The sequence below is a fragment of the Streptomyces sp. NPDC031474 genome (assembly GCF_055581185.1).
On record NZ_JBVIJX010000028.1, the window covers coordinates 33962 to 46341 of the forward strand.

Genomic DNA, 12380 nt, shown 5'->3' on the forward strand with positions numbered 1-12380 from the left:
ATGTGCCGCATGGAACAAGCGATGCCGTGCGCGCGTTGACGCCGTCGGAGTCGACCGGTGTGCTACATTGCCGATAGCACTTGTGTACGCCCCCTGTTCGGGCGCCGGTGCCAGTTCTTCTTCAGTTCGTTCAGTTCGCCGCATCACCCGCCCTTTCCGGCCGGTGCGACGGCTTTCCCGCACCACCTCACCGACGGCTCGTTTCTGCCATCGCCGAGGTGCTGTCTTCCGCCGCCCGAGGTGCGCAGTGCGCCCTCCCTTCGCGGCCGCTCCCCCCTTCTCCGCATGCCTCATGCCTTCCGTCCGTGAAAGGACCGACCACCATGACCACCACTCTCGAACGCCCCGCTGTGCAACAGCAGCCTCCGGCCCGGGTCGCCGCCGGCGTCCTCGACATCGACGCGAGCGGGAAGGGGCAGCTGCGCTCCGCGGACTGCCTGCCCACGCCCGCCGATCTCCAGGTGCCGGCCGCGCTGATCCGCCGTCACGGCCTGCGCAAGGGCGACCTCGTCGAAGGAGTGCGCGGCACCCAGCGCGCGCTGACCGAGGTCGCCCGCGTCAACGGCCGTACGCCCGACGCACTGCCCGCCCGCCGTCACTTCCGTGACCTCACCCCCGTCCACCCGCACGAGCGGCTCCGCCTGGAACACCCGGCGGCCGGGCTCGCCGGACGCGTCGCCGATCTCCTCGCGCCCGTCGGCAAGGGCCAGCGCGGGTTGATCGTCGCCCCGCCGAAGACCGGCAAGACCGTGCTGCTCCAGCAGCTCGCCGCCGCCGTCGCCGGCAACCATCCCGAGGCGCGGCTGATGGTCGTCCTGCTCGACGAGCGGCCCGAGGAGGTCACCGACATGCGGCGCTCCGTGCGCGGCGAGGTGTACGCCTCGACCTTCGACCGGACGCCCAGGCAGCACATCGCGCTGGCCGAACTCGTCATCGAGCGTGCCAAGCGACTCGTCGAGGCGGGCGAGGACGTCGTGATCCTCCTCGACTCGCTGACCCGGCTGTGCCGGGCCCACAACAACGCGGCCGCCGCCGGTGGCCGCACCCTGAGCGGCGGGGTCGACGCGACCGCCCTCATCGGCCCCAAGCGGTTCTTCGGCGCCGCGCGTGCGGCCGAGGAGGGCGGCTCGCTCACCGTCCTCGCCACCGCGCTCGTCGAAACCGGCTCCCGCGCCGACGACTTCTACTTCGAGGAACTGAAGAGCACCGGCAACATGGAGCTCCGCCTCGACCGCGAACCCGCCTCGCGTCGCGTCTTCCCGGCCGTCGACATCAACACCTCCGGCACCCGCCGTGAGGAACTCCTGCTCTCCCCGGGGGAGTTGACGGCCATGCGCGGCCTGCGCCGGGCCCTGCAGACACGGGACGGCCAGGCGAACCTGGAGACGCTCCTGGAGCGGATGCGTACGACCCCGGACAACGCGACCTTCCTGCGCCGCATCCAGCCGACACTGCCGGCCGCCTGACGTCGCCTCAAGCCGTCCGACGCCGAACGTGCGGCATCCGGGTGCTCACGGGTACCCGCTCGGCACGGGCAGCGCCCCGAACGCCGCCTTCATTCCTACGTTGATCGTATGACGATCGGATTCTCTTCCCGGGTCGCTGTGGCGGCCTGCACATTCTGTGCGGCAGGCGCCCTGGTCCTCGGGCCCGCCGCGGTCGCCGCTCGGACCGGCCCGGACCCCCGAGCGCCCGGCGGAGCCGCCGACGTCGGTGCGCCACGGATGAAGACGCCGCGGCCGTCCCTGCTGTACCGCTCCGGCACGCAGGTCAGGCCTCACCGGGGCGCCCCCGAGGTCCCGGACGTCTCCGCCCTGTCGTGGCTGGTGGCGGACGCGCGGACCGGCGCGGTGCTCGCCGCGTCGAACGCGCACCGCAAGCTGCCCCCGGCCAGCACGTTGAAGACCCTCTTCGCCCTCACGGTGCTGCCGGTCCTGCCCGGCGGGATCCGGCACCGGGTGAGGGAGGAGGAACTCATGGACCTCGGGCCGGGCAGCAGCCTCGTCGGGGTCGCAGAGGGACACACGTACCAGGTCGCCGACCTGTGGCGCGGGGTGTTCCTCAACTCCGGCAACGACGCCGTGCACGTCCTGGCGGCGCTGAGCGGCGGCTGGCACGCCACGGCCGTCCGGATGCAGGACAAGGCACGGTCCCTGGGCGCCCTGGACACACACGTGCGCTCGCCCGACGGATACGACACCGCGGGCCAGGTGTCGTCGGCGTACGACCTGGCGGTGTTCGGGCGGGCGGGGCTGCGCAACCCGGACTTCGCGCGGTACTGCGGCACCGCGGAGGCGGCCTTCCCGGGCGACGACGGCTGGCCGTACGAGATCACGAACACCAACCGGCTGTTGACGGGGGCGGACGGCGTCGAGCCGTATCCGGGTCTGATCGGGATCAAGAACGGCTACACCAGCAACGCCGGAAACACCCTGGTCGCCGCCGCCCGCCGGGGCGGACGCACCCTCGTCGTGACGGTGCTCAACCCCCGGGCGGGCGACGGGTTCGCCGTCTACGAAGAGGCCCGCGAGCTGCTGGACTGGGGGTTCGCGGCCGCCGGGCGGGTCGACGCGGTGGGCTCGCTGGACGCGCTGCGGGCCCACCCGCGTCCTCAGCCGGTGCCGGGCCCGACGCCGGCGTCCGCGTCGGCGCCCGTCGCCGCCGCGAGCGCGGTCGACGACGCTCCCGGCTGGTCGGAGGCCGCATGCGTCGCGGGTGCCGCCGTAATGGGCGGGGCCGCCGTGGCGTTCGCGCTGCGGCTCGCCGATCGCCGCGCCTTGGGGAGATGACCGACCGGCAGCCACACCAGCAGACCGAGCGTGATCCATGTGTAGATGTTGCTGCCGAGGAAGCCGTCGACCCCGGACGCGTCGTGGAACCACAGCCACACCACGCTGGTGCACAGCACCGCGTACAGGGCGCCCGCCACGCGTGGGCGCCCCGCGCGGATCAGCACGGCGAACGACGGCAGCAGCCAGACCAGGTGATGCACCCAGGTGACGGGGCTGACCAGACAGGCGGTGAGACCGGTGAGAGCGAAAGCCGCCTGCCAGTCGCCCACGGCCACCGCCCGCCGGGCCCGCCACGCCCACCAGCACAGCACCACCAGGACCAGCACCGCCCAGACGGCCCGGCTCTCCACACCCAGCCGGGCCAGGACGCCCTGGAGCGACTGGTTGGAGACGTAGTCGAGCCGGCCCACCCGGTTCGTGTCCCACATGGCGTACGTCCAGTAGAAGCGCGAGGCGTCCGGGGCGATCAGGGCCGCGAGCCCCGTGGCGGCCGCTGCCACGGCCGTCGCCACGGCGGCCTCCCGTCGGCGGCGGGCGACCAGCAGCAGGCCGATGAAGAGGGCGGGCGTCAGCTTCACCGCCGCCGCCAGGCCGATCCCCACCCCGGCCCAGCGGGTCCGGCCGGCCGCCAGCAGCCAGGCGTCGGTCAGGACGAGGGCCAGCAGCAGCAGGTTGACCTGCCCGAAGCTGAACGTGTCGCGCAACGGTTCGAACAGGGCGAGGGCGCAGGCGGCGAGGCCGGCGCCGTACCAGCCGTGGCGCCGCCACCACGGTCCGACCAGCACACGGACGGCCACGGCCAGCGCCGTCAGGTTGAGCAGGAAGGCGGCGAGGATCGCGGTGCGCAGGCCGATCAGCGCCATCGGCAGCATGACGACGGCCGCGAACGGCGGGTAGGTGAAGCCGTACGACGTGCCCGGCACGCGGTAGTCGTAGACACGGCCGCCGTCGTGGATCCAGCTGTTGACGGTGCCGTAGTAGACACGCAGATCGAACCAGTCCCGCAGCAGCGGGACCGTCGCGGTGAAGACGGCGACGCCGACGGCGAGGGCGAGGACCAGCAGGAGACGGCCTCGTTCGGTGCGGGGCGGTTTCACAGCCCGGACGGCGATCGTTCTCATGCCGGACGCCCCAAAGCGGTCGGCGTCCGCGCCGCGAGATGGGCCTGCCACAGGACGACCAGGGCGAGCGCCCCGCCGGAGACGGCGAGCACCAGGCGTCCCGTGTCGGCCGGGTCGCCGTCGGGCAGAACGGCCAGGGCGAGGACGCCGGCCACGGCGGCCATCCGGTGACGTATCAGGGTGTCGGGGGCGGCCGCGGCTATGAGGAACAGTCCCCACAGCGCGTACCAGGGGCGGATCGCCGGGCCGAACGCGGCCACCGTGGCGAGACTCAGACCGAGCGCGTACACCGGGCGCGGCCGCAGCCGCCACCAGATGACGACGAGGGCGACGGCCGTCAACGCGAGTCCCAGCACATGCCAGACAGGGATCGCCAGGGGCGCCAGATCGCTGCCCACGTGCTCGAGGAGGGCGCCGGTGGCGCGGCCGAGCAGGCTGGTGAGCGCCCAGTTCTGCGCGGAGACCGGGGTGTCCAGGGCTCCTATCCAGCCGTATCCGGTGCCCGCGACGGCCGTCGCCGCGACGGTGGTGGCGGCGGCCGCGGCCCCCGTCGTCAGCAGGGTCGGAGCCGGGCGGCGGCCCGCGCGCAGCTGTAGGACCACGATGGCGACGAGGCCCAGGGCCGCGGGCGCCTTGACCAGGGCGGCCAGGGTGACCAGGACGGTGGCCAGCACCGGGCGGCGGCCGAGAGCGGCGACCAGGCCGACGCCGAGCAGGCCCAGCATGATCGCGTCGTTGTGGGCGCCGGCCACCAGGTGCAGCAGCACCAGCGGGTTGAGGACGCCGAGCCAGAGCGCGGCTGCCGGGTCGGCGCCGCAGTGCCGGGCGAGCCGGGGCAGGGCGGCCGTCATCAGCGCCACCCCGAACAGCGCGACGCATCGCATGCCGAGCAGCCCGGCGGACAGGGCGCCTCGGGTCAGGCCGGCCAGGGCGCCCGCGAGGGCGAGGAAGACCGGGCCGTACGGGGCTCCGGTGTGCCGCCACAGCGGGGCGACCTCGTCGGCGAGCGGGCCGCCGAGCCGCGCCGGACCGTGCGCGTACACATCGAGATGCGCGTCCACCATGGCGCCCTGGGCCAGGTAGCTGTACACGTCCCGGCTGAACAGCGGCGGCGCGATGAGCAGCGGCGCGGCCCAGACCACGAGGACCAGGACGAGGGCGCGCGGGGTCGGCGGATCCGCGCTGCGCACCAGACGGCCGAGCAGGATCCAGGCCGCGGTCAGCAGCACCAGTCCGCAGTACACGCCGACCAGACCGAGCGCGGCGTGCACCGACGACGGGGCCAGGAGCTCGCGGGCGGGCAGCGCGCCGGCCGTCTCGCCGCCGAGCGCGAGACAGGCCGTGCCGGCCAGGCCCAGCACCTGACAGCGACGGAGATCGATGGGGAATGCCTTGGCCAACACTCCGTCATCGTGTCAACGCCGGGTGGCCGGAGAGCGACGTTCCGCCCTCCGGGCGGCGGCCTGCGTGTGACCGGCTTGTGAGGTCTTCGCCGGAGCGACGAGTTCCACGGGCCCGGCGTCCTCACCGTCGGCCCGGCTCAGAACACCGACAGTCCGGTCAGGGTCGTGAAGCGGTCCAGGGCGGCCACGCCCGCCACCGAGTTGCCGCGTTCGTCCAGGCCCGGGCTCCACACGCACAGCGTGCAGCGGCCGGGCACGACAGCGATGATGCCGCCGCCCACACCGCTCTTGCCGGGCAGTCCGACGCGGTAGGCGAAGTCGCCGGCCGCGTCGTACGTCCCGCAGGTCAGCATCACCGCGTTGACCTGCTTGGCCTGGCTGCGGGTGAGCAGCCGGGCACCGTCGGCGCGGACGCCGTGCCGGGCGAGGAAGCCGGTGGCCAGGGCCAGGTCGGCGCAGGAGGCGGTGAGGGAGCACTGACGGAAGTACTGGTCGAGGAGGACCGGCACGTCGTTGTCGATGTTGCCGTAGGACGCCATGAAATGGGCGAGGGCGGCGTTGCGGTCGCCGTGCGCGGACTCGGAGGCGGCGACCTCCTCGTCGAAGTCGAGCGCGGGGTTGCCGCTCTCGGCGCGCAGAAAATCCAGGAGTTCGCCGGAGGCGTCTCCGGTACGGGTCTGGAGGCGGTCGGTGACGACGAGCGCGCCCGCGTTGATGAACGGGTTGCGCGGGATGCCGTTCTCGTACTCCAGCTGGACCAGGGAGTTGAAGGGGTTGCCGGAGGGTTCGCGGCCCACGTGCTCCCAGAGTTCGTCGCCCTCGCGGGCCAGGTCGAGGGCGAGGGTGAAGACCTTGGTGAGGGACTGGGTGGAGAACGGCTCCCGCCAGTCCCCCACGCCGTACACCGTGCCGTCCAGTTCCGCGACGGCCATGCCGAAGCTGCGCGGATCGCGGGCGGCGAGCGCCGGGATGTAGTCGGCGGGCCGCCCGCGGCCGGGGGTGCGCTCCATCTCCTCGGCGATGCGTTCCAGGACCGGCTGGAAGGGCAGGGACGACGTCGTTGTCATGATCACCATTGTGCCTCCGTGCCGGTCCTGGCGCGTTCGTCGCAGGTCCAGAAGGTGTTACACGAGGGGCGAGCCGCTGCCGGCGAGGACCTCGGGGCGCAGCAGATCAGCGAGTCGCTCGGCGGGCAACAGGCCCTTCTCCAGGACGAGTTCGGCGACGCCGCGGCCGGTGACGAGGGCCTCCTTGGCGATGTCGGTGGCCGCCGTGTACCCGATGTGCGGGTTGAGGGCGGTGACCAGGCCGATGGAGTTCTCCACGCTCGCGCGCAGCGCCTCGGTGTTGGCGGTGATGCCGTTCACGCAGCGCTCGGCGAGGGTGAGGCAGGCGGCGCGCAGGTGGGTGATGGACTCCGACAGGGAGTGCAGGATGATCGGCTCGAAGGCGTTGAGCTGGAGCTGTCCGGCCTCGGCGGCCATGGTGATGGTGACGTCGTTGCCGATCACCTCGAAGGCGACCTGGTTGACGACCTCGGGGATCACCGGGTTGACCTTGCCGGGCATGATCGACGAACCTGCCTGCACCGGCGGCAGGTTGATCTCGCCCAGGCCTGCGCGCGGCCCGGAGGACAGCAGCCGCAGGTCGTTGCAGCTCTTGGAGAGCTTGACGGCGACGCGCTTGAGCACCCCCGACATCTGGACGAACGCACCGCAGTCCTGGGTGGCTTCGACGAGGTTCGCGGCGGTGACGAGGGGCAGGCCGGTGATCTCGGCGAGGTGACGGCGGGCCGACTCGGCGTATCCGGCCGGGGCGTTGAGTCCCGTCCCGATGGCCGTGGCGCCGAGGTTGATCTCGTGGATCAGCTCGACGGCCTCGGCGAGGCGGCTGCGGTCCTCGTCGAGCATGACGGCGTACGCCGAGAACTCCTGGCCGAGGGTCATCGGCACCGCGTCCTGGAGTTGGGTACGGCCCATCTTCAGCACGTCACGGAACTCGACCGCCTTGCGGCCGAAGGCGTCCTGGAGCACGGCCATCGCCTTGAGCAGCCCGCGCACGGCGAACACGGTCGCGACCTTGACGGCGGTCGGGTACACGTCGTTGGTGGACTGCCCGAGGTTGACGTCCTCGTTGGGGTGCAGGTACCGGTACTCCCCCTTGGCGTGGCCGAGCAGCTCCAGCGCACGGTTGGCGACGACCTCGTTCGCGTTCATGTTGGTCGAGGTCCCGGCACCGCCCTGGACGACGTCGACGACGAACTGGTCGTGCAGCTTCCCGGCCCGGATCTCACGGCAGGCGGCGACGATGGCGGCCGCCTTGTCCGACGCCAGCAGACCGAGCTCCTCGTTGGCGAGCGCGGCGGCCTCCTTGACGGCGGCGAGGGCGTCGATGAGGTGGGGGTAGGCGGAGATCGGCGTCCCGGTGATGGGGAAGTTCTCCGTGGCGCGCAGGGTGTGGACACCCCAGTACGCGTCGGCGGGGACGTCCCGGTCTCCGAGCAGATCGTGTTCACTGCGGGTGGCGGCGACGGTCATGAGGGTGCGGCCTCTTTCTGAGGGTGAGTGAGGAGCGGGTGAGTGAGGTCGGTCGGAGGATGGGGGCCGGCTCGGGCGGTACGGGGTGACGCCCGCCCGAGCCGGTCGGGACACCGGTCCGGCGGTGACCGGACCGGTGGTTCAGGGACCGCCCGCGCGAGGCGGCCGGAGCCCGGTGCCCCACGAGCGCCTCGCGCGCCGCGACCCGGGCAGCCGTGCAGGGCCGGCCGACGGGCGCCCGCACACGGCGCGCGTCGGGCGGGGACACGCCCACCGGACGGCACCTGGCCGAGCGGCCCGGGCACGCGACACGCCGAGCCTCGGGCAGGCGCGGGACCGGTTGAGCCACGGCCGGTGCCCGGTCGGGCCGGTCGAGCATCCGTGCCGGGCATGCCCCCACCGAGCCGGGCGGCCACGGCCGCCCGACGACGCCTGTGCGCCGCGGCCGCGTGCCGGGCCGAGGCACACCGAAGGCACCGGCCCGGCGCGACGACGGGCCGCGCGATGGCCACCGGACGGGCTGCCCGAGGCGAGGGCGCCCGATTCGACGGCACCGGACACCGCGCGTCGACCGCCCGCCTGAACCGTGCCGCCGAGGCGACGGCCACACCGGTCGAGCGGCGGAGCGGCGCCCCCGCGACGGCTTCGCGGGGCCACCCCCAGGCCCATGAACGCCCGTGGACGCTCGGCCGGGCCGGCCGCACTTGCGACCGCGCCCCTGCCGAGCGGTCACCGGGCGCACCGGGCGGCCGGCGTGGGACTCCGTCCGGTCGGCCGGAGGCCCGGGCGGACAGCGCAGCCGCATCAGTGGTCCGTGCGGGTCAGGCGCAGGCGCGTGCGGTGAGCGGGTCGAGGGCGCGTACCGGGTGGACGCAGCCGACCGGTTCGCCGCCGCCGAGGAGGGGTTCGCCCGCGAACTCGGTGAGGAGGGCGGGGTCCACGCCTGCGCGGGCGAGGGCGGCCGCCGTCACCGGGACGCGGGCGCGGTTCGCACCGTCGGAGATCTTGACGGCGACGGCGCGGCCGTCCGGGAGCGCGGCGACCTCGACGCCCTCGAAGCCGTCCTTGGCGAGCAGGCCGGGGACGGCCCGCATCAGGGCGGCGACGTCCCTGCCCGCGCCGGAGGCCATCTCGGCGTGGTCGCGCATGGCGTCCGCGACCCTCGCCTCCGGGGTGTCCGGGGCCGCCGTGGTGATGCGGGCGGCGGCCCTGGCGAGGCCGTGCAGGGAGACGGAGAAGAGAGGGGCGCCGCACCCGTCGACGGTGACCCGTGCGATCCGCTGCCCGGTGAGGTCCTCGACGATCTCGGCGATCGCCTGCTGGAGCGGGTGCTCCGGGTCGAGATAGCCGTCGAGGGACCAGCCGTTGAGCTTGCAGGTGTACAGCATGGCCGCGTGCTTGCCGGAGCAGTTCTGCGCCAGCCGGGAGGGCGCGCGGCCCTCGCGTGTCCACGCGTCGCGGACCGCCGGGTCGTACGGCATGTCCTTGACGTTGCGCAGGTCGTCCTCCGTGACGCCCGCCAGCTCGAGGATCCGCCGGGTACCGGCGAGGTGGCGTTCCTCGCCGGAGTGGCTGGCGGCGGCGAGCGAGAGCAGCTCGCCGTCGAGCGGCAGGCCGGCCCGCAGCATGGCGACGGCCTGGACGGGCTTGAGCGCCGAGCGCGGGTAGAACGCGGCCTCGATGTCGCCGAGCTGGAAGTCGACCTGACCGCTCGTGCCGAGGACGACGACGGAGCCGTAGTGGATCCCCTCCGTCACGCCGCCGCGCACGAGGTGGGCGACGGGGGCGTGGAGGGGTTCGCGGATCGCGGGGGCTTGGGCGAGGGAACTGCTGTACATCACTGCCTGGATCACTTGTGGGTTGTCGTGGGCCGGCGCCGGGCTCACACGTCGGCCTTGGCCGCGGTGCGTGCGAGGTTGCGGCGGATGGCGTACCAGCCGGCGACGAGCGCCGCGGCTATCAGCGGCAGGCACAGCACCGTGGTGCGGCCCGCGCCGCCGTCGGCGTACATGAGGACGAGGACCGAGACGAGGAAGACCAGCGTCACGAGTTCGGTCCACGGGGAGCCCGGGAGCCGGTAGCTCGGGCGGGTCAGCTCGCCCTTCTGGGTCTTCTGCCAGAAGAGGAAGTGACAGATCATGATCATGCCCCAGGTGGAGAGGATGCCGATCGCCGCGAAGTTGAGGACGATCTCGAAGGCGTCCGCCGGGACGACGAAGTTCAGGCCGACGCCCAGGACACAGATACCGCTCGTGAGCAGAATGCCGCCGTACGGGACCTGGCTGCGGCTCATGACCGAGGTGAACTTCGGGGCGGAGCCGGACATCGCCATGGAGCGCAGGATGCGGCCGGTGGAGTACAGGCCGGAGTTGAGCGAGGACATGGCGGCGGTGAGCACGACGAGGTTCATCACGCCGCCCGCGGCCGGGATGCCTATGTTGGACAGGACCGTCACGAAGGGGCTCTCGCCGGACGTGTACTTGTTCCAGGGCAGCAGCATCGACAGCAGGACGACCGAGCCGACGTAGAACAGGCCGACCCGCCACATGATCGAGTTGATCGCCTTCGGCATGATCTTCTCGGGGTTCTCGGTCTCACCGGCGGCGACGCCGACCAGTTCGACCGAGGCGTAGGCGAAGACGACGCCCTGGATGATCAGCAGCATGGGCAGCAGGCCGTTGGGGAAGACGCCGCCGTTGTCCGTGATCAGGGACGGGCCGGGGGTGGTGCCGTCGACCTGGTGCTGGGTGACCAGCAGGAAGATGCCGATGCACATGAAGATCACCAGTGCGCTGACCTTCACGATGGCGAACCAGAACTCCAGTTCGCCGAAGATCTTCACCGAGATCAGGTTCACGGTGAGCACCACGGCCAGGGCGATCAGCGCGATCACCCACTGCGGGATGTCGGAGAACATGCCCCAGTAGTGGGTGTAGGTGGCGACCGCGGTGATGTCGGCGATGCCGGTGGTGGCCCAGTTCAGGAAGTACATCCAGCCGGCCGTGTACGCGCCCTTCTCGCCGAGGAACTCGCGGGCGTAGGACACGAAGGCGCCGGAGGACGGGCGGTACAGGACGAGTTCGCCGAGGGCGCGCACGACGAGGAAGGCGAAGACGCCGCAGACCGCGTAGGCGATGAAGAGGGAGGGTCCGGCGTCGGCGAGGCGGCCGCCGGCTCCCAGGAAGAGGCCGGTGCCGATGGCGCCGCCGATGGCGATCATGTTGACGTGACGGGACTTCAGCGCCTTGCTGTAGCCCTCGTCTCCGGCGTCGACGTGACGGGGGGAGGTACGCGTCTCGTCTTTGAGGTGCTGGTCGCTCACGCCGCGGGTCCGCCTTCCAGGTGAGGGTTCGTGCGCGGGGCGCGCACGATGTCGGTGAGGGTCGTCTCGACGCGGTCGAGGTGGTGGCTCATCGCCTCCACCGCGTCGGGCTCGGAACCGTCGATCAGCGCCTCGACGATCGCCCGGTGCTCGCGGTTGGACTGCTCGCGCCGTCCGCCCAGCTCGTTGAGGAAGGCCGACTGACGCGCCAGTGCGTCCCGGATCTCCTCGATGACCCGGCGGAACACCGGGTTCTGGGCGGCCTCGGCGACGGCCAGGTGGAAGAGGGTGTCCATCGCGACCCACGCGGTGGTGTCCGTCTCCCGCTCCATGCGGTCGAGCAGATGGGCCAGGTGGTCCAGGTTCTCCGGGGTGCGGCGCAGCGCCGCGTACCCGGCGACCGGGATCTCGACGTGGCGGCGCACCTCGAGCAGGTCGCTGGCCGCGTAGTCGCCGAAGGTGGGGTCCTCGACGGTGTTCGCGATCACGAAGGTGCCCTTGCCGGTCTTGGCGACCGTCAGGCCCATGGTCTGCAGGGCGCGCAGGGCCTCCCGCAGGACGGGCCGGGACACCTCGAGGGTGCGGCAGAGCTCGGCCTCGGAGGGAAGCTTGTCGCCGATGGCGTACTCGCCGCGCTCGATGGCGCCGCGGAGGTGGGTGAGGACCGCTTCCATCGCGCTGACGCGCCGCGGGCCCCGACCACCTGTCTGGCTGTCTGACAGGTTCACGGGAGTGATACTCCGGGTGGCCCGAGGCCGCTGTCAAGACGAACGGAAACAAAAAATTCAGGCGGCGGGAGCCCTGAAAGACAACTTCCCGCCCCCTGAAGGACTTTCACCGCGGGCACTACCCAGAGCCGGTGGCCACCACGCAGAACCGCTCGACACTGCTCAAAGCGGGTGGCCGCCGACCGGAGCCGGGGGCCACTGCTCAGCGCGGTGGCCCCTGCTCAGCTCCGGGTGGCCTCTGCTCAACGCCGGGCGCGCGCTGACCAGAACCGGTGGGCACCGCTCAGCGCGGTGGACGCTGCTCAGCGCGGTGGGCCCCGCCCAGCGCGGTGGGCCCCGCCCAGAACCGGTGGGTGCTGCTCGGCTCCGGTGGGCGCTGCCCAGAGCCGGTGGCCGCCGGCCAGCGCGGTGGCCCCTGCTCAACGCCGCTCGCCGCTGACCAGAACCAGTGGGCACCGCCCAGAACCGGTGACCGTC

At 72.5% G+C, this 12380-nt stretch carries 8 protein-coding genes and 1 pseudogene; 2 read left to right on the forward strand and 7 right to left on the reverse strand.

Annotation, left to right across the window (positions count from 1 at the left end; genetic code table 11):
* The first annotated feature begins 323 nt into the window (after positions 1–323).
* Both rho and ACZ5SK_RS42080 read left to right on the forward strand, forming a co-directional pair.
* The gene (rho, locus tag ACZ5SK_RS42075) at positions 324–1466 is read left to right on the forward strand and encodes a transcription termination factor Rho (RefSeq protein WP_334582491.1); all 1143 of its coding nucleotides are present in this window, start codon (positions 324–326) and stop codon (positions 1464–1466) included.
* A 108-nt stretch (positions 1467–1574) separates the two neighbouring features.
* Positions 1575–2789, forward strand: coding sequence for a D-alanyl-D-alanine carboxypeptidase family protein (locus tag ACZ5SK_RS42080; protein ID WP_334582492.1), 1215 nt, complete (start codon positions 1575–1577; stop codon positions 2787–2789).
* Between the two features lie 272 nt (positions 2790–3061).
* Here the strand turns inward: ACZ5SK_RS42080 and ACZ5SK_RS42085 are convergent.
* From ACZ5SK_RS42085 to ACZ5SK_RS42115, 7 genes and pseudogenes are all read right to left on the reverse strand, one after another.
* A pseudogene (locus ACZ5SK_RS42085) lies at positions 3062–3913 on the reverse strand (glycosyltransferase family 87 protein); the annotation flags it as partial.
* Positions 3910–5316, reverse strand: coding sequence for a polyprenol phosphomannose-dependent alpha 1,6 mannosyltransferase MptB (mptB, locus tag ACZ5SK_RS42090; protein WP_361709134.1), 1407 nt, complete (start codon positions 5314–5316; stop codon positions 3910–3912). The gene mptB and the pseudogene ACZ5SK_RS42085, both read right to left, overlap by 4 nt.
* A gap of 137 nt (positions 5317–5453) precedes the next feature.
* A complete protein-coding gene (locus ACZ5SK_RS42095) occupies positions 5454–6392 on the reverse strand; it encodes a glutaminase (RefSeq protein ID WP_334582494.1) in 939 nt (312 codons plus the stop codon).
* A gap of 48 nt (positions 6393–6440) precedes the next feature.
* A complete protein-coding gene (gene aspA / locus ACZ5SK_RS42100; RefSeq protein WP_079664392.1) occupies positions 6441–7853 on the reverse strand; it encodes an aspartate ammonia-lyase in 1413 nt (470 codons plus the stop codon).
* Between the two features lie 821 nt (positions 7854–8674).
* Positions 8675–9691 carry an asparaginase gene (locus ACZ5SK_RS42105; RefSeq protein WP_361709190.1) on the reverse strand — a complete coding sequence of 339 codons (1017 nt, stop codon included), beginning with the start codon at positions 9689–9691 and terminating at the stop codon, positions 8675–8677.
* 44 nt (positions 9692–9735) lie between these two features.
* Complete coding sequence (locus ACZ5SK_RS42110) at positions 9736–11175, reverse strand: amino acid permease (protein WP_334582496.1); 1440 nt, start codon at positions 11173–11175, stop codon at positions 9736–9738.
* Positions 11172–11849, reverse strand: coding sequence for a FadR/GntR family transcriptional regulator (locus ACZ5SK_RS42115; RefSeq protein WP_079664390.1), 678 nt, complete (start codon positions 11847–11849; stop codon positions 11172–11174). The genes ACZ5SK_RS42110 and ACZ5SK_RS42115 overlap by 4 nt, the downstream gene beginning before the upstream one ends.
* Between the last annotated feature and the right edge of the window lie 531 nt (positions 11850–12380).

Bases quoted from the DNA above. Each gene is read 5' to 3' on its own strand.
- ACZ5SK_RS42080 (WP_334582492.1), top strand. From the start codon at position 1,575: ATGACGATCGGATTCTCTTCCCGGGTCGCTGTGGCGGCCTGCACATTC.
- ACZ5SK_RS42105 (WP_361709190.1), bottom strand. From the start codon at position 9,691: ATGTACAGCAGTTCCCTCGCCCAAGCCCCCGCGATCCGCGAACCCCTC.
- ACZ5SK_RS42115 (WP_079664390.1), bottom strand. From the start codon at position 11,849: ATGGAAGCGGTCCTCACCCACCTCCGCGGCGCCATCGAGCGCGGCGAG.
- ACZ5SK_RS42095 (WP_334582494.1), bottom strand. From the start codon at position 6,392: ATGGTGATCATGACAACGACGTCGTCCCTGCCCTTCCAGCCGGTCCTG.
- aspA (WP_079664392.1), bottom strand. From the start codon at position 7,853: ATGACCGTCGCCGCCACCCGCAGTGAACACGATCTGCTCGGAGACCGG.
- rho (WP_334582491.1), top strand. From the start codon at position 324: ATGACCACCACTCTCGAACGCCCCGCTGTGCAACAGCAGCCTCCGGCC.